Origin of the sequence: Mesorhizobium sp. B2-3-13, assembly GCF_006442195.1 — a bacterium.
Lineage (GTDB): Bacteria > Pseudomonadota > Alphaproteobacteria > Rhizobiales > Rhizobiaceae > Mesorhizobium > Mesorhizobium salmacidum.
This window is the reverse complement of the sequence record NZ_VFVQ01000019.1, coordinates 40,597-57,008: the sequence shown is the minus strand read 5'-3', so window position 1 is coordinate 57,008 and position 16,412 is coordinate 40,597. Positions and strand designations below refer to the sequence as shown.

Here is a 16,412-nt window from a genome sequence, read left to right as displayed (position 1 = left end):
ATCAGGCAGTTCGTCCTTGAACCTTTCGCCCTCAGGTGCCAAATCTGGTGACATCTCCGCGCCCGCGCTCCTGCGGCGCGCCACCTTCTATATGGGCAAAATGGTCACCTATCTCGACGCCGCCACGGCACCGCTCAGAAACACCGGCCAAATCCGCCTTTATGGCGAGGAAGGCTTTGCCGGCATGCGCAAGGCATGCGACCTCACCGCGCGCTGCCTGGACGAGCTGGTGCCGATGGTCGGTCCCGGCGTCACCACCGACACCATCGACCGTTTCGTCTTCGAGTTCGGCATGGACCACGGCGCACTGCCGGCCACGCTCAACTATCGCGGCTACACGAAATCGTCCTGCACCTCGATCAACCATGTCGTCTGTCACGGCATTCCCGACAACAAGCCGCTGAAGGATGGCGATATCGTCAACATCGATGTGACCTACATCCTCGACGGCTGGCACGGCGATTCCTCGCGCATGTATCCGGTCGGCACGATCAAGCGGGCAGCCGAACGCCTGCTCGAGGTCACCCACGAATGCCTGATGCGCGGCATCGCCGCCGTCAGGCCGGGCGCGCGCACCGGTGTCATCGGCGCCGCCATCCAGACCTACGCCGAAGCCGAGCGCTGCTCGGTGGTGCGCGATTTCTGCGGCCACGGCGTCGGCCAGCTTTTCCACGACGCCCCCAACATCCTGCACTACGGCAATGCCAATGAAGGCGTGGAAATGCGCCCCGGCATGATCTTCACCATCGAGCCGATGATCAATCTCGGCCGGCCGCATGTGAAGGTGCTGTCGGATGGCTGGACGGCGGTAACACGCGACCGCTCGCTGTCGGCGCAATACGAGCACACGATCGGCGTGACCGACACCGGCTGCGAGATTTTCACGCTGTCGCCCAAAAAGCTCGACCGCCCTGGCTTGCCGGTTTAGGAGGCCGTGGTGAGGTCTTGGATGGCGGCCTATTTCCAGTGTTTGCGTGGCCGCCAGTCTTCGTCCTCGTCCTGGTCTCGTAACCAGCGCATTATTTCGCGGCAACTGCGCGGACGGCCATCGCTGACCCTGCCATCGGTGCATGGATCGTAGCGTTCGCGCGGGTACGGGTAATAGTCGTGCCTTTCCCGATAACGCTCCCGGCGATCCAGCATGCGCAGGATCTCGCGGCAATTGTGCGGCCTCCGGTCGCTGTAACGGCCGTCCGTGCAAGGATCATCATATTGGATGAAATGGATCGGGTTCTGATCAGCGCGCCACCGGCCGGGTACGGCATCGATCACCGGGGCAGCCATTGCAGGACTGAAGCTCAGAAGCAGCCCGGCGGGCAGCAGGATACGAATGGGCCTGGGCATCTTGGTTGTCTCCGAATGGGGCGTCATCGATGATGACACCGAGAGCCTGCGCGACTGCCATTGCCGCAACATTGCGTAGAAGTCGGAGGCTTACTCATTCCTTGCCGCCGAAAAAACCTCGACCGCCCCTGCCCGCCGTCCTAGTATTTCGCGGGGATCAGCGATCATTGCTCAGCTGCGACTGGATATGGGCGGCACATGGCGACACAAGGCGACGACGACGAACGGAGCTTCTTCTCCGAGGTGCCGGTGCGGCCGGCGGCGAGAGCCAAGGCGGCAGTCGATGAAAAGCCGCATTATCTCGGCCATCGCGATCGTCTGCGCGAGCGCTTTGCCTCGGCCGGTCCGGATGCCTTGCCCGACTATGAACTTCTGGAACTCCTGCTCTTCCGCCTGATCCCGCGCGCCGACACCAAGCCGGCCGCCAAGGCGCTGCTGGCCCGCTTCGGCACCTTGGCCGAAGTGCTCGGCGCGCCCATCGGCCTGTTGCAGGAGGTCAAGGGCATCGGCCCGGCCGTGGCGCTCGAGCTGAAGGTCGTCGCGGCGACCGCGCAGCGCATGGCGCGCGGCGAGGTCCATGGCCGCGAAGTCCTGGCCTCATGGCAACAGCTTCTCGACTATTGCCGCTCGGCCATGGCGTTCGAAGCGCGCGAGCAGTTCCGCATCCTGTTCCTCGACAAGAAGAACGCGCTGATCGCCGACGAAGTGCAGCAGACCGGAACGGTCGACCACACGCCGGTCTATCCCAGGGAAGTGGTCAAGCGCGCGCTCGAACTGTCGGCCACCGCGATCATCCTGGTGCATAACCACCCCTCGGGCGACCCAACACCGTCGCGCGCCGATATCGAGATGACGAAGGAGATCATCGAAGCGGCCAAGCGGCTGGCCATTTCCGTGCACGACCACATCATCATCGGGCGGAAAGGATACGCCAGCATGAAAGGCCTGCTGCTGATCTAGGTCCAAAATCCCGCGAGGCAGCACCGCCACTGCGCTGGCGATTATCCTGGCCGGAATTTGAAATCATTCAATCGTGGAAAGAATGATGCTGATACCACGCAGTTCGCGGATCAATCTTCCAGGTGACGACAGCCCAAACGACCGCCACTTTTCGAAATCAAGGCGGATCGGTCTTGCAGTTGCCGGCAATCTGGCTGACCGCCTCACCGAAGCCGGCCAGGTCGAAATCGGCCTGACCGCGCCCGGACAGCAGCCCGAAGCGCCACGACAGCAGCAGGCGGTTTGCCGGAACGAGGCGCTTGATGCCATCGGCCCCGTCGCGCATCAGCAGCCTGCCGCGCGTGCCGACGGACCAGCTCTCATCGAATTTGCTGTCGCCGTCGATGGTGACCGACATGGTGATTTTCCGGCTGGCGGAGACGGCGTCGTTCAATTGCAGCCATTCGGTCCAGACCGGCTCGCCGTCTGCCCGGCAGGCAATGGTCAGCACCGGGCTGTAGCTCAACGCGCCGCCCCCGGTGATTAGCTTGTTGGTGGCATAGACCGATGCGGTGACGAGGCCGTCATTGCCGGTGTCGAAACGCCAATTGTCCGTGCCGGCCCCGGCAGCGCCGCAGGCCAAGGCCAGGAAAAACACCGTGGCGGCAGCGCGCCTCATTTCCACCCCCAGCGACATCACCAATTACCTCTGGTCTTCCAACCAATCAGATAATGATCAAGGCTTCGTATCGCCACTGGCGCCCATCACGAGCCAATTCGATGTTGCAGTTTCGCAACGAAAAAGGCCGCCCGAAGGCGGCCTTTCGGAATTCGTCGGAACGTGCGCTCTACTCGGCGTCCTTGGCCGCTTTTTTCTTCGGTGCGGCCTTCTTCTTCGGCTCTTCCGCGTCGTCGGCTTTCTTGTCGTCAGCCTTCTTCGCGGCGGCCTTCTTCGCCGGCTTCGCCTTGGTCGCGGTTTCGGCCTCCTCGTCGTCGGCCATCAGCTCTTCCTTGCTGACCTTGACGTCGGTGACCGAGATCTGTTCGAGCAGGTGGTCGACAACCTTCTCCTCGAACATCGGCGCCCTGAGCGCGTTCAGCGCCTCGGGGTTGCTGCGGTAGAACTCGAAGGCTTCCTGCTGCTGGTTGGCCGGGAAGCGGCGAACCTGCTCGAACAGGCCGCGCTGGAGTTCCTCGTCCGACACGGTGACACCGGCCTTCTCGCCGATCTCGGCCAGCACCAGGCCAAGGCGCACGCGGCGCTCGGCAAGGCGCATGTATTCGGCGCGTGCCTCTTCCTCGGTCGTCTCTTCGTCGGCGAAGGTGCGACCGGCGGCTTCCAGGTCGCGGTTGACCTGTGCCCAGATGTTGTTGAATTCCGCCTCGACGAGCTTCGACGGCGCTTCGAACGAATAGGCTGCATCGAGTTGATCCAGCAGCTGGCGCTTCACCTTCTGGCGCGTCATCGAGCCGAACTGGTTCTCGATCTGGCCGCGCACGATGTCACGCAGGCGCTCGAGCGACTCCAGGCCAAGGTTCTTGGCGGTCTCGTCGTTGATTTCCAGTTCGCCGGGCTTCGACACTTCCTTGACAGTGACGTCGAAGGTCGCTTCCTTGCCAGCCAGATGCGCTGCCTGGTAGTTGTCCGGGAAGGTCACGGTGACCTGCTTCTCGTCGCCGGCCTTGGTGCCGATCAGCTGTTCCTCGAAGCCCGGAATGAACTCCTTGGAGCCCAGCACCAGCGGCTGATCATTGCCGGCGCCGCCTGCGAAAGCCTCACCGGCGATCTTGCCGACATAGTCGATCGAGACGCGGTCACCTTCGGCGGCCTTGCCGGTCTTCGGCTCGTAGCTGCGCGCCGATTCAGCGACGCGCTTGACCTGGTCGTCGATCTCCGAATCCGGAACGTCGAACACCTGGCGCGTTACCTTGATGTCGGAGAAATCCTTGATCTCGATCGCCGGAATGACCTCATAGTTGAGGCGGAATTCGAAGTCGGCGCCGCCGGCCAGGATCTTCTCGGCTTCCTTCTCGTCCTCGGTCATGATGACCTCGGGCTGCATGGCGGCCTTTTCGCCGCGCCCGGTGATGATCGAACGGGTCGAGTCGTTGAGGATCTCGTTGACCACCTCGGCCATGAACGACTTGCCATAAACCTTGCGCAGGTGCTGCACCGGCACCTTGCCCGGACGGAAGCCGTTGATGCGAACCTTGTCGCGGGCGTCCGACAGCCGCGCCATCAGCTTGGCTTCCATATCACCGGCCGGCACGGTGATCTTGATCTCGCGCTTGAGACCGGAATTGAGTGTTTCGGTGACCTGCATCGTAAAACCTTTGTTTTCACCAATGAGGCTGCCAAACGGCTCCCTGCCGTTCACAGCCTGCCGGTAATTCTTGCCGGGAATGGCTTTTGGTACGGAACCTGGCGATTTGACCGGAAATACGGCTCAAACTCTCCCAAACTGCGTTCCAAAATGTGAATAAGTTCTTGTTTTTCCTACTTCTTATCACATCTTGTAGAAGCGGATCGTCGCGTCCCGTCACATTTGACACGCCTTTTGTCACAGGCGAGCCTAATTTTCAACAGTCTTCGCGTTTAGGCGAATAACCAACATTTCGGCCCTGACCCGATATCTTGTCTCCGACATTGACAGAATGATGGCTACATGGGATTGCCGGGTCATGCGGATGTGGCGGAACTGGTAGACGCCCTGGATTTAGGTTCCAGTGCCGAAAGGCGTGGGGGTTCGAGTCCCTTCATCCGCACCAACCCCACGTGACCGTTTGGCTCCGCCTCATCCCGGATCTGTTGCCATCGTTCCGCGGCCGAAACCCTGTGAAAAGTCCTACCGATCGATCGCTTGAGAGATTGCCGATAATGAGGTCAACTCATTGTCGGGAATGGCGGAACAATGATGATGCTTGAATACTGGAACAAGGCCCACATCTGTGGGCTGCTCTCGGTGCGCTTCGGGCTCACGAGTTACCTGGAGATCAACACGAGCACTACTGGCTTCAGGTATATAGAAGCGGCACAATTGGGTTTTCAGCCCTGCATGCGCCTAGTGTATCGGGCAACTGAGCCGCCAGTCGATGGCCTCCCCGTAGATTTCACCTCCACAGACGAGGATATTGCGGCATGTCTCAATGACGTGCGCCTAAAGGGGCAGACATTCGACATTGTGTTCGTTGATCCGCACCACACATACGAATGCTCGGCGCGCGATATCCGGGAAGCCTTCCGCATGGTCTCGCCCGGGGGTGCCGTGGTGGTGCATGACTGCCTGCCCCCAAACCGGACCGCAGCCAATCCCTCCTTTTTCCGCGGTGAGTGGTGCGGCGTGACCTACAAGGCATTTATTGATTTCGTTCTGGGCAATCCGGATCTCGACTATTTCACTGTGGATGCCGACTACGGCTGCGGCGTTATCCTGAAACCCAAGGGGGCCGTCGCCAAGGTAAAGAACTGGCTGCGCGCACGGCGCGTTCGCGCGTTGAGAGACGAATGGCGAGCGATCGGGAATGATTTCGACGCGGCATTCGACAGATTCGTGACCGACAAAATCAGACTCCTCCGCATTGTCGACTTTCGACTGCTTCGCCGAAAGCTTCTCTGAAATCACATTATGGGCGCGATGGACATCAATAAAGCGGCTCCTCGAACAGCGTCTTGTCGCCGTCGACCAGTGCCTTGATCTGCGCGGTGCCGTCGCTGGCGAGCGCAAGCCTTATCCCGAACGGGCGCACCCGCATGTCGCTCTGGATCGCCATCCCCTCGCCTTCCGGCAGGTAGAACCGCTCGATGCCGTAGTCCGGCGCGATGGTCATGCCCTCGCTGCGCAGATCCCAGCCTTCGGCGACATGGCCTGCAATATCAGCCTCGTCGGCAGCGGCTAGCGCCGGCGCCTTGCCGAGCCAGGCGGTGGTCGGCGTCCAATAGCCGTCAGCACCCTTTTTCAGGCGGACCACGATCGACGTATCGTCGCTGGAGAATTTGCCGGCGGGAATGTTGGCGATCATTTTCACCGGAATGCGCGAAATCGCGTAGCCGAGGATGATGTAGTCGCCGCGCAAGAGATCGCGCGGATCGACGGGTTCGATCTTCAGCAGCACTTCCTTGCCGTTGCGCAGGATCGCCGCCCGGCCGGCGATGATCCAGCTCAGGAACCCGATCTGGACGAGCGCCAGCACCAGCGCCGAGATAACAAGCCTCTTTCCGGTCATCATGCGGTGGCTCCCCCCGTTGCCGGACCCTTCATGCGTTTTTCGACGCGGATGATGATGATCGCCAGGATGCCGAGCAGCACCGCGGCGGCAAGGAAGAAGCCGGCCGTGTCGAGCATCGACTGCAAGGTCACGACATAGATCATGGCGAGTTCGAAGGCGAAGCCGAGATAGGCAAGCCAGCGCAGGCCACGGCTCTCCCGTCCCGCCAGCACGATTGCCGCGACGATGCCCGCCAGTGCGACGACCGAAGCGATGGCGAAACCGCTGTTGTAGGTACTTTCGTCGGCCAGTTCGAACTGGATGATGGCCAGGCCGGCGAGGAAGCCAAGCAACGCGTGCAGCGGCAAGCGGCCGCCAAGCCGCACGATCCTGTCGACCGGTTCCGGTGCAAAGACGGCAACAGCGAAAAGCACCACAGAGACAATGACCAGCGGGATCGCCACTGGCAGGGTCGCACGGTCCATCGCCAGCAATACGAGATAGAAGAGCAGCGACAGGATGATCAGGTGCCGCGCCGGCTGGCTGCGGGTCCAGAACGAGACGGCAAACAGCACGATGGCCATGACGACGAAGGCATGCGGAAACTCACTGCGGCTGTAATAGTCGAACCCCTTCAGGAATAGCCAGGCGTCGGCGATGCCGACCGAAGCGACGGTCAGCGGGTTCGACCGCAGCGCGACCGCCGCCAGCGCCGTTCCGGCGCCCCAGGTGACCAGCGCGGAAGCCTCGTCGCCGGACAGATGGTACATCTGGCCGATCAGCGCGATCGAACCGCCAAAGGCAGCCGCCGCCACGATCCACAGGGCTTCGGCGATCGCCGCGTGGTCGCGCGTCTTCAGCACCGCGCCGCCGACATAGCCGCCAAGGATGATGGCAAAAAGCGCGGCCACCCGCGCCAGCCGCGGGATCGTTTCCCAATTGGCGGCGACGAAGATAAGGACGGCCGCTCCAAAGAGCAGGGCTGCCATCATCGCCAGTATCGAGCCGAAGCTGAGCGACTGGCGTGCGTTGATGTCGACGTCGCGCCTGAGCACATCAGCCGTCGAGGCGTCGATCAGTCCGGCCTGCCGCCATCGCTCGATGTCGGCCCTGACCAGTGTCGAATACCCCGCCATGTCCTCACTCCCCACCCGGTCGTCGTTTTAGCCGACGCAGCCAAATCCTTGACGCCACGGCACTTTCTGATTCCAGCTTCTTTGTGTCAGGTCCGTGAAGCCGCGTTAATGTTGCATTGCACAATTTGCATTGCTGCCATGCAGTCATAGCGCTTTTAAATCGATGTGGGCCCCCTATTTATGGTTCGTACACAAACGGAATGATCCGCGAAAAAGACGAAACGAGAACTACCATGAACCTGATCCGCAACTACCGCAACTGGCGCCGCTACAGGGACACCGTGTCCGAGCTGAGCCGCCTGAGCAACCGCGAACTGACCGACCTCGGCATCAGCCGCAGCGACATTCCTTACGTCGCTCGCAAGGCGGTCTAATTCTTCGGACCGCGAATGGTCCGAACAAGTTTCTGAAAAGAGAACGACAATGAACCTGATCCGCAACTCTCGTAACTGGCGCGTATATCGCGAGACGGTTACCGAGCTGGGTCGCCTTTCGAACCGCCAGCTGCATGATCTCGGTATCGTCCGTGACGAAATCAAGATCGTCGCCCGCAAGGCGATCTAACCAAGGAATTTCGCTGGGGTCGACCTCCTCCCCGACCCAAGCGAAGACGGTCAGCCCTTATCCTCCTCCCAAGGGTTGACCACCAAAACGGCGCCCGCCGCACCTCCTCCCGCGGCGGGCGTTGTTTCCCAGGCAAAACGAGTTTTGCCCAGAGGCTTTGCCCCTCTTTAAAGTGGCGAAAAGAATTTCGTCAAAGCCGACCTCCTCCCCGGCGATGACGAATAGGCCCAACCTTCACCTCCTCCCGAGGGTTGGCCACCCAAACGGCGCCCGCCGCACCTCCTCCCGCGGCGGGCGTTGTTTCCCGGGGCAAAACGAATTTTGCTCCAGAGGCTTCGCCCTCGCTAAAAATGCGAAAAGAATTTCGTCTGAGCCGACCTCCTCCCCGGCTACGACGAATACGGTCGGCCTTCACCTCTTCCCGAGGGTCTACCCCAAAAACGACACCCGCCGGACCTCCTCCCCCGGCGGGTGTTGTTGTTTTCAGGGGCAGGCTTTCCCGACCAGGCGTTTCGCGCGCGCGACAATTGCAATCGCCGCGGCAAGCGATTATTCCGGCGCCATGAGCAAAAATCCAATCCATATCATCGGCGGCGGCCTCGCCGGTTCCGAAGCGGCATGGCAGGCGGCTGAGGCCGGCGTCCCCGTCGTCCTGCATGAAATGCGCCCGGTTCGCGGCACCGACGCCCACAAGACCGATGGCCTGGCCGAACTCGTCTGTTCGAACTCCTTCCGCTCCGACGACGCCGAAAACAACGCCGTTGGCCTTTTGCATGCCGAAATGCGGCTCGCGGGCTCACTGATCATGAGCGCCGGCGACGCCAACCAGGTGCCGGCCGGCGGCGCGCTGGCAGTCGACCGCGACGGTTTTTCCGACGCGGTGACGAAAAAACTCGAAGCACACCCGCTAATCACCATCGAGCGCGAGGAAGTTCCCGGCCTGCCGCCGGCGGAGTGGGACCAGGCGATCATCGCCACCGGGCCGCTGACCGCACCATCGCTTGCCCAATCGATCGCCGAGGCGACCGGCGCCGATGCGCTGGCCTTCTTCGACGCCATCGCGCCGATCGTCCATTTCGATACGATCGACATGGACACCTGCTGGTTCCAGTCGCGCTATGACAAGGTCGGACCGGGTGGCACCGGCAAGGACTATATCAACTGTCCGATGGACAAGGATCAGTACCTCGCCTTCGTGCAGGCGCTGGTCGACGGCCAGAAGACCGAATTCAAGCAGTGGGAAGGCACGCCCTATTTCGACGGTTGCCTGCCGATCGAGATCATGGCCGAACGCGGCGTGGAGACGCTGCGCTACGGACCGATGAAGCCGATGGGCCTGACCAACGCGCACAACCCGACGGTGAAGGCCTATGCGGTCGTCCAGCTGCGCCAGGACAACGCGCTGGGCACGCTCTACAACATGGTCGGTTTCCAGACCAAATTGAAGCACGCCGAGCAGGTGCGCGTGTTCCGCACCATTCCGGGCCTGGAAAACGCCGACTTCGCCCGCCTGGGCGGCCTGCACCGCAACACCTACATGAATTCTCCGATCTTGCTCGACGGCTCGCTGCAGCTGAAATCGCGTCCCGGCCTGCGCTTTGCCGGCCAGATCACCGGCTGCGAAGGTTATGTCGAGAGCGCCGCGATCGGCCTGCTCGCCGGACGCTTCGCCGCCGCCGAGCGACTTGGCCATGCGCCATCGCTGCCGCCGCTCACCACCGCCTTCGGTGCGCTGCTCAACCACATCACCGGCGGCCATATCGTCTCCGACGACGAGCCCGGCAAACGCTCGTTCCAGCCGATGAATGTCAATTTTGGCCTGTTCCCGCCGGTGGAAGCGGTGAAGATCGAAGGCAAGCGTCTGCGCGGCAAAGATAAGACGGTTGCCAAGCGCCATGCCATCACATCGCGCGCGCGGGGCGATTGCCGGCAATGGCTGGGTTTGCCGGCACAAACGGCCGAAGCAGCAGAATAATTTATGGCTGACAGGCTGCCCCAAGTCTTGCCGCCGGTTTTGCCGACAAGCGATGAAGCTTTCACCGGCGACTATGAGGTTATCTGGAGCATCTACATCAGATGCAACAACCTGCAAAAGCTACGGTTCACATACCGGCGCTCGAGGCGCTGATCGGCCAACCCCATGGCGGCGAAGGTTGGTTGTACGAAAATGCGCGCGGCGCTCCGCGCCTTCCAGCGCGAAGAGGAAGAGCATGCAAAGCTGATGGCATCGATCCGGGCACTGGTGAGGGCGTCGATGGGGGATACGAGGCCTGCCGTTCCGCTCGACGAAGCAATCGACCGGGTAAAGAGCCGGATTTCGCAGCTGGCACAAGACAATGATCCAGCATCTCGTCGTCGTTCTTAGCGAAAAACCACACTGGCTCTACTTCATGGCGGAGGCTCCAATGGGCATCAGGTGACGGGAGATCGCTTTCCAACTTGAACCGGATATCGCGCAGGCGGCAGCGAGAGCGTGGTCATGGCTTTTGCCAGAGCCGGACCCCGCTTGTCTGCTCAATGGTGGGAGGCATGTTTGTCGAGCGACCGAACAACGCGGTTCATTGCCTGGACACGGGAAGGGGCTTGGCCGAGCAGGTAGCTCACAGCAGGACGGACTTTGAGGAGATGATCAGGACTGCTCCTGATCTGGTTAATGAGTGGTTCCTTCCGCCGCTTGTCGAACGCCTCCACGCCGCAGGCAAGAAGCCGAAGGTGGGAGAATGCTACGGCTTCACCATCTTGCCCGCCTTTGCCGAGGGCAAATTCGATGTCGAAAACATGTTTGTGGTCCCCGTGAGTGAGCAGTTCGTAGGGATGGCCGATATTCATCGCCGGCTGAGCGAATTGTCCGACGGCTCAAGGGTACGGCTCAAGGGTACGGCTCAAGGTGATCGATTAGGCGCGTAACGCTACTCGGCAGGGTCGGCACCTACCCTCGGCAATCCCGGCTTCCCCCTTCGCTGGGATTCCGCCTGACATAGGCGGCCTTCAGGCTTTCCGAAGTTTCACGGGAGCCGTCATGGCTCCAGCCGGGCGGCTTGATCAGGTAGTTCAGGCGATCGCTGAGTGTAAGCCCCGGTGCAAACGCATCCCTGAACATGCCGATCCACTCGTGGAACGCCACTTTCAGCGGATTGAAGGTGCCGAGATTCCTGACGATGCCGTAGGGCGGCCGGTCCTCCTCCAGCTCTTCGACGAAGGTGCCGAACATGCGGTCCCAGATGATCAGCGTGCCGGCATAGTTGGCGTCGAGATAGCGCGGATTGGTGGCGTGATGGACGCGGTGGTGCGAGGGCGTGTTGAAGACGAATTCAAACCAGCCCCACATCTTGTCGATCGTCTCGGTGTGGATCCAGAACTGCCAGACCAGGTTGAAGCCGAAGGTGAAGGCAATCACCGCCGGGTGAAAGCCGAGCAGCACCAGCGGCGCCTGCAGCACGAACATGAAGGTGAACAGCCCGGTCCAACTCTGCCTGAGCGCCGTCGACAAATTGTAGTGCTGGCTGGAATGGTGATTGACGTGCTCCGCCCACACCCAGCGCACCCGGTGCGCAATACGGTGATAGACGTAGTAGCGCAGGTCATCGAGCAGGAAGGAGGCCAAGAATACCCAGACCGATAGGCCGAGATTGAAGATACGGAACTGCCAGAGCCAGAGCAGCGCCCAGTAGGAGACGACGCCAAGCAGCAGCCCGGCAACGACATTGCCGGTGCCCATCATCAGGCTGGTCAACGTGTCGCGCGTCTCGAACGAGCCCTTCGCGCGACCTGTGCGCACCAGCCATAGCTCGATCAGGATCGCGGCGACGAAAAACGGAATAGCCAGTTGGGTGACCTGCGGAAAATCGTAGCTGTCGATCACGCGGCCTCCCTGGCGGAACTCGTGTCTCGCGGATCGAGGGCGTTCAGCAAGGCCCGCGCGTCGGCGGTATTGGCGAAGCGGAAGCGGCCGCCCTTCCAGGTGAAGTCCGTCAGCCGCATCAGAATTGTGTTCGTCTCGTCAGGTTCGGACACCGCGGCGTCCGCAGCAGTGACGATACGCGTCAAGAAACAGTCGCCGATGCCATGAACGATACCGATGCGCCCTCGCCCCATATCCAGAAACGCCGTCTTGGCATCTGTCGTTAGGCAGACTGTGACGGCCATCTCGTCCGGAAAATCTTCCGCGAAACGGCCCAACACCTGGTCCGCGCCAGCCAGCGTTGCTTCCTTGCTGCCGCCGGTGAAATGCACGGCGGCAACCGACAGCGCAATGCCTAGCACGACGATCGCGACCAGCACGGCAAGCTCATGGATTTCCTCCTGGCCAGCCTGTCGTCTTCGGCAACAGTTCTCGGCAGGCCGACTCCTTAACACGATTTACGTCAAAGTTTCGGCCAGCCCTTGCCTGCACGACGCAGCAGCAACCAATGCCGGCGCAATGCCGACAGCCGTGCCACGCCGCCGAGCGGTGCGTGGCGCGGGCCTTCCATCTTGTCGAGATAGGCGCGTGACAGCGCCAGCGGCAGGAATGCCGGACGCAATGACCCCGGCAGCGCGGCGGCACCCCGCTCGAAGGCCGAAAGATGTTCGCGCGCCAGCGCGATCATCGCGGCCACCGCACGCTGGGCGCCAGACCCGCCGTCACCGGCAACAAATTCTTCCGGCGACGAGCCCGCCGCCGCCAGGATGTCAGCCGGGATAAAACACTGCCCGCGCCTGCGGTGCAGCGGCAGCAGAAGCAACAGCCCCGTCATTGTCTGGGCGCAGCCCGCCCTGCCCGCCAGTTCGGCAAATCCTGGCGCCTCGGCGGAATCGAGCACCATCGCCGCGAGTTGAATGAGCGCGGCCGCCGTCTCGCCGCAATAGCCCTCCAGATCGGTGCGCGATGGCATCGGGTCATCATAGAGATCGAAGATACGTGCCTCGAGCATGTTCTCGAAGGCCAGTTTCTGCAGCTTGAATGCTGCAATGGTGGCGTTCAAGGCTTCGGCAACCGGATGACCAGCGCCCGCCTCGCCGCCGGCGTCAATGACATCGCGCCACCACTGCAGCCGCACCTCGCCGGGCAACGCCTCATGGATGCGGTCACGGATGCCGGCGATCTCGGCATTGAAAGCGTAAAGCGAAAACAGCGCGTCGCGCTTGTCGGCAGGCGCGTAGAGGCCGGTGAGATACCGGTCATGGTCGGCGGCGCGCACCGCCTCCATGACGATTTTGGCATTCTGCGACATATCAGTCGACGGCGATGAGCGCGGCAGCCACGGCGCGGTTTTCCGCCAGAAGGACGTTGTAGGTCCGCACTGCTGCCCCGGTCGACATCGGGTCGAAGGCTATGCCTGCATCCTTCAATGCCCCCCGCAGTGCCGCCGGCAACGGCCGCAGATCCCTGCCCATGCCCACCAGCAGGATCTCGACCTTGCCGGCCTCGGCCAGAAGCCGGTCGAAATCCGCAACCGTCAGCGCCAGGGGGTTTGCCGGCTCCCAGCCGTGGATGCCGGACGGCAGGCACATGAGCGAGCCGCGATGCGACATGTCGGCAAAGCGGAAGCCGCCATTCCCATAAGCCTCGATTGGGGCGCGGCCAGGGAAATGCGCCTCGCGGATGACGATGCCTTTGCCGGTCACCACTCTGTCACCCCTTCGGGCCCGCGCGTCAGGTCGCGACCGCCTTGCCACCGTTGACCGGCTTTTCCTCATCGGCTGAAGCCTGCGGCCGCAGCTTGAACAGGATCAGCAGCGGCGCCGCGATGAAGATCGACGAATACGTGCCGAACACGACGCCGAACAGCATCGCAAGCGTGAAGGAGCGGATCACTTCGCCGCCGAACAGCACCAGCGCCAGCAGCGCCAAGCTGGTCGTCACGGACGTCAGCGTCGTTCTCGACAACGTCTCGTTGATGGCGTTGTTCAACAGTTGCGGCAACGGCATTCGCTTGTATTTTCGCAGATCCTCGCGGACGCGGTCATAGACGACGATCGTGTCGTTCAGCGAATACCCGATGATGGTCAGGATCGCCGCAAGGGACGACTGGTTGAATTCGAGCCCGCTGATGACGAAGAACCCGAGCGTCATGACCACATCGTGCACCGTCGCGACAATGGCGCCGACCGCGAACTGCCATTCGAACCGGAACCAGACATAGACCAGGATGCCGACCAGCGCGACGATCATGGCTATCGTTCCTTGCTTGGCCAGTTCGCCCGAAACCGTCGGGCCAACCACTTCGACGCGGCGGAAATTATACTGGTCCTGCAACTCGCCGCGCACCTTGTCGATCACGGTCTGCTCGGCATTTTCACCCGCGTCTTGCGTGCCGACGCGGATCAACACGTCGTTGGGTGCACCGAACTGCTGCACCTGCACTTCGCCGATGTTCAGTTCCGTCAATCTGCCGCGGATGTCGGCGAGATCGGCAGTGCCCGACTTGGATTGTACCTCGATCAGCGAGCCGCCCTTGAAATCGATGCCGTAATTGATGCCGACACTCATGAACAGCACCACGGACAGTATCGACAATGTGCTCGACAGCCCGAACGTCCACCGGCGGATACCCATGAACGGAATTTTCGTGCCCGGTGGAACGAAGGTCACCGGTGCTTTCGGCAATTCCTTCGGACGGGCACGCCGCAGCCAGATCGAGACCAGCAGGCGGGTGAAGGTGAAAGCGGTGAAGACCGTGGTCAGGATGCCGATGGCATAGGTGATGGCAAAGCCCTTCACCGGTCCGGTTCCGAGATAGAACAGCACCACGGTCGCAATCAGCGACGTGACGTTGGAATCGACGATGGTCGCCAGCGCCTTCGAGAAGCCGGTGTCGATCGCCTGGATTACCGAGCGACCGGCGCGTCGCTCCTCGCGGATACGCTCGTAGATCAGCACGTTGGAATCGACCGCCATACCGATGGTCAGCACGATACCGGCAATACCCGGCAAGGTCAGTGTCGCGCCAAGCAGCGACAGCAGCCCGACGATCATCGCCACGTGCACCGCCAGGGCGATGTTGGCGAGGAAGCCGAGGAAACCGTAGGCGACGAACATGAACGCCACGACGAGGATCGAACCGATGATGCCGGCGACCTTGCCTGCATGGATCGAATCCTGGCCAAGGCCCGGACCCACGGTGCGTTCCTCGATGACGGTCAGCGTCGCCGGCAGCGCACCGGCGCGCAAAAGCACGGCCAGATCATTGGCGCTCTGGGCGGTGAAATTGCCGGAGATCTGACCCGTGCCGCCGAGGATCGGCTCGCGGATCTGGGGCGCCGAGATCACCTGGTTGTCGAGGATGATGGCAAACAGCTTGCCGACGTTCTGCGCGGTGGCCTGGCCGAAGCGTGCGGCGCCCTTCGAATCGAAGCGGAACGAAACCACCGGCTCGTTGTTCTGCGAATTGTATGTCGCCTGTGCGTCGACGAGGTTTTCACCCGATACGATGACGCGGTTCTCGATCAGGTAGGGAACCGGCGGATCGTCCTGCGAATAGAGCACCGAAGAGCCGGCGGGCGGGCGCCCCTTGAGCGCGTCCTGCACCGGCATCGACTGGTCGACCATCTGGAAGGTCAGCTTCGCGGTCTGGCCGAGGATTTCCTTCAGCCGCTGCGGATCCTGCAAGCCAGGCACCTGGACGAGGATGCGGTCGTCGCCTTGCCGCTGCACGATAGGCTCGGTCGTGCCGAGTTCGTTGACGCGGCGCTCGACCACTTCGATCGACTGCGCCAATGCGGTCGAAGTGCGGTATTTAATGCCGGCATCGGTGACGGTGAACTTGAGCAGGCCCGGCTCGGAATCGTCGAGCGACATTTCCTGGATGGAACCGCCGGTGAACAGGCCGGCAGCCACAGGATCGGTCAGGGTCTTCAACGCTTTCTTGGCGGCTTCGAGCTGAGCAGGATCGGTGATGCGGACCTGCAAGGTGCGTCCCGTGCCGCCCAAGCCGGTATAGCCGATCTTGGCATCGCGTAGCAGTGTACGGATTTCATCGCGCGTCGTCTCGAGCCGATCCTTGATCAGATCGTTCTGATTCATCTCCAGCAGGATGTGCGAACCGCCCTGCAGATCGAGGCCGAGTGTCATCTGCCGCTTCGGCACCCAGCTGGGGAGTTGGGCCAGCGTGCTGGCGGGGAACAGATTGGGCGCGGCGAGGATCACTGTGGCGGCCACGGCCAGCCAGATCAGGATCATCTTGAAGCGCGAAAAATAAAGCATATGGCGTCGTCCGTCAGAGCGTGTCCGCGGATCGCTCC

The 16,412-nt window shown here is 61.9% G+C and carries 17 protein-coding genes, 1 tRNA gene and 1 pseudogene; 9 read left to right on the top strand and 10 right to left on the bottom strand.

The window, feature by feature from the left end:
* Positions 1-100: 100 nt before the first annotated feature.
* Positions 101-928 (top strand): type I methionyl aminopeptidase, encoded by an 828-nt coding sequence (map, locus tag FJ941_RS21670; RefSeq protein WP_027146820.1) that lies wholly within the window; start codon positions 101-103, stop codon positions 926-928.
* Positions 929-957: 29 nt separating this feature from the next.
* Here map and FJ941_RS21665 read toward each other — a convergent pair whose 3' ends face one another.
* On the bottom strand, positions 958-1,344 hold the full coding sequence (locus FJ941_RS21665) for a hypothetical protein (RefSeq protein ID WP_140508769.1): 387 nt from the start codon (positions 1,342-1,344) through the stop codon (positions 958-960).
* A 198-nt stretch (positions 1,345-1,542) separates the two neighbouring features.
* Between FJ941_RS21665 and radC the strand changes: the two genes are divergently transcribed.
* Positions 1,543-2,304 carry a DNA repair protein RadC gene (gene radC, locus FJ941_RS21660; protein WP_140508767.1) on the top strand — a complete coding sequence of 254 codons (762 nt, stop codon included), beginning with the start codon at positions 1,543-1,545 and terminating at the stop codon, positions 2,302-2,304.
* A gap of 157 nt (positions 2,305-2,461) precedes the next feature.
* Here radC and FJ941_RS21655 read toward each other — a convergent pair whose 3' ends face one another.
* Both FJ941_RS21655 and tig read right to left on the bottom strand, forming a co-directional pair.
* Positions 2,462-2,962 carry a hypothetical protein gene (locus FJ941_RS21655; protein WP_246672574.1) on the bottom strand — a complete coding sequence of 167 codons (501 nt, stop codon included), beginning with the start codon at positions 2,960-2,962 and terminating at the stop codon, positions 2,462-2,464.
* Positions 2,963-3,131: 169 nt separating this feature from the next.
* Positions 3,132-4,607: a trigger factor gene (gene tig, locus FJ941_RS21650; protein ID WP_027146817.1), complete on the bottom strand. Its 1,476-nt coding sequence runs from the start codon at positions 4,605-4,607 to the stop codon at positions 3,132-3,134.
* A gap of 360 nt (positions 4,608-4,967) precedes the next feature.
* On the opposite strand from tig, the gene FJ941_RS21645 reads away from it, so the two are divergent.
* Together FJ941_RS21645 and FJ941_RS21640 are read left to right on the top strand one after the other, a co-directional pair.
* Positions 4,968-5,052, top strand: a tRNA-Leu gene (locus FJ941_RS21645).
* A gap of 143 nt (positions 5,053-5,195) precedes the next feature.
* Positions 5,196-5,900, top strand: a complete 705-nt coding sequence (locus FJ941_RS21640; protein WP_140508764.1) for a class I SAM-dependent methyltransferase — start codon at positions 5,196-5,198, stop codon at positions 5,898-5,900.
* A 25-nt stretch (positions 5,901-5,925) separates the two neighbouring features.
* Here FJ941_RS21640 and FJ941_RS21635 read toward each other — a convergent pair whose 3' ends face one another.
* A complete protein-coding gene (locus FJ941_RS21635; protein WP_140508762.1) occupies positions 5,926-6,510 on the bottom strand; it encodes a GDYXXLXY domain-containing protein in 585 nt (194 codons plus the stop codon).
* Positions 6,507-7,625 (bottom strand): DUF2157 domain-containing protein, encoded by a 1,119-nt coding sequence (locus FJ941_RS21630; protein ID WP_140508761.1) that lies wholly within the window; start codon positions 7,623-7,625, stop codon positions 6,507-6,509. The genes FJ941_RS21635 and FJ941_RS21630 overlap by 4 nt, the downstream gene beginning before the upstream one ends.
* Positions 7,626-7,858: 233 nt before the next feature.
* Between FJ941_RS21630 and FJ941_RS21625 the strand changes: the two genes are divergently transcribed.
* From FJ941_RS21625 to FJ941_RS21600, 5 genes are all read left to right on the top strand, one after another.
* Positions 7,859-7,999, top strand: coding sequence for a DUF1127 domain-containing protein (locus tag FJ941_RS21625; protein ID WP_013531315.1), 141 nt, complete (start codon positions 7,859-7,861; stop codon positions 7,997-7,999).
* 49 nt (positions 8,000-8,048) lie between these two features.
* Positions 8,049-8,189 (top strand): DUF1127 domain-containing protein, encoded by a 141-nt coding sequence (locus tag FJ941_RS21620; protein WP_140508759.1) that lies wholly within the window; start codon positions 8,049-8,051, stop codon positions 8,187-8,189.
* Positions 8,190-8,751: 562 nt separating this feature from the next.
* The gene (trmFO, locus tag FJ941_RS21615; protein WP_140508757.1) at positions 8,752-10,164 is read left to right on the top strand and encodes a methylenetetrahydrofolate--tRNA-(uracil(54)-C(5))-methyltransferase (FADH(2)-oxidizing) TrmFO; all 1,413 of its coding nucleotides are present in this window, start codon (positions 8,752-8,754) and stop codon (positions 10,162-10,164) included.
* 165 nt (positions 10,165-10,329) lie between these two features.
* Positions 10,330-10,554 carry a hypothetical protein gene (locus tag FJ941_RS21605; protein WP_246672572.1) on the top strand — a complete coding sequence of 75 codons (225 nt, stop codon included), beginning with the start codon at positions 10,330-10,332 and terminating at the stop codon, positions 10,552-10,554.
* Between the two features lie 218 nt (positions 10,555-10,772).
* Complete coding sequence (locus tag FJ941_RS21600) at positions 10,773-11,096, top strand: T6SS immunity protein Tdi1 domain-containing protein (RefSeq protein ID WP_181169912.1); 324 nt, start codon at positions 10,773-10,775, stop codon at positions 11,094-11,096.
* Between the two features lie 2 nt (positions 11,097-11,098).
* Here the strand turns inward: FJ941_RS21600 and FJ941_RS21595 are convergent.
* The 5 genes and pseudogenes from FJ941_RS21595 to secDF all read right to left on the bottom strand — a co-directional run bounded on the left by FJ941_RS21595 (position 11,099) and on the right by secDF (position 16,374).
* A pseudogene (locus tag FJ941_RS21595) lies at positions 11,099-12,048 on the bottom strand (sterol desaturase family protein).
* Positions 12,048-12,470: a hypothetical protein gene (locus tag FJ941_RS21590; RefSeq protein WP_246673923.1), complete on the bottom strand. Its 423-nt coding sequence runs from the start codon at positions 12,468-12,470 to the stop codon at positions 12,048-12,050. Before FJ941_RS21590 ends, FJ941_RS21595 begins: the two are co-directional and overlap by 1 nt.
* An 83-nt stretch (positions 12,471-12,553) precedes the next feature.
* Entirely contained in the window at positions 12,554-13,402 is an 849-nt protein-coding gene (locus FJ941_RS21585; protein WP_181169910.1) for a phytoene/squalene synthase family protein, read from the bottom strand.
* 1 nt (position 13,403) lies between these two features.
* Complete coding sequence (locus tag FJ941_RS21580; RefSeq protein WP_181166058.1) at positions 13,404-13,799, bottom strand: Mth938-like domain-containing protein; 396 nt, start codon at positions 13,797-13,799, stop codon at positions 13,404-13,406.
* A 25-nt stretch (positions 13,800-13,824) separates the two neighbouring features.
* On the bottom strand, positions 13,825-16,374 hold the full coding sequence (secDF, locus tag FJ941_RS21575; protein WP_140508752.1) for a protein translocase subunit SecDF: 2,550 nt from the start codon (positions 16,372-16,374) through the stop codon (positions 13,825-13,827).
* Positions 16,375-16,412 lie beyond the last annotated feature (38 nt).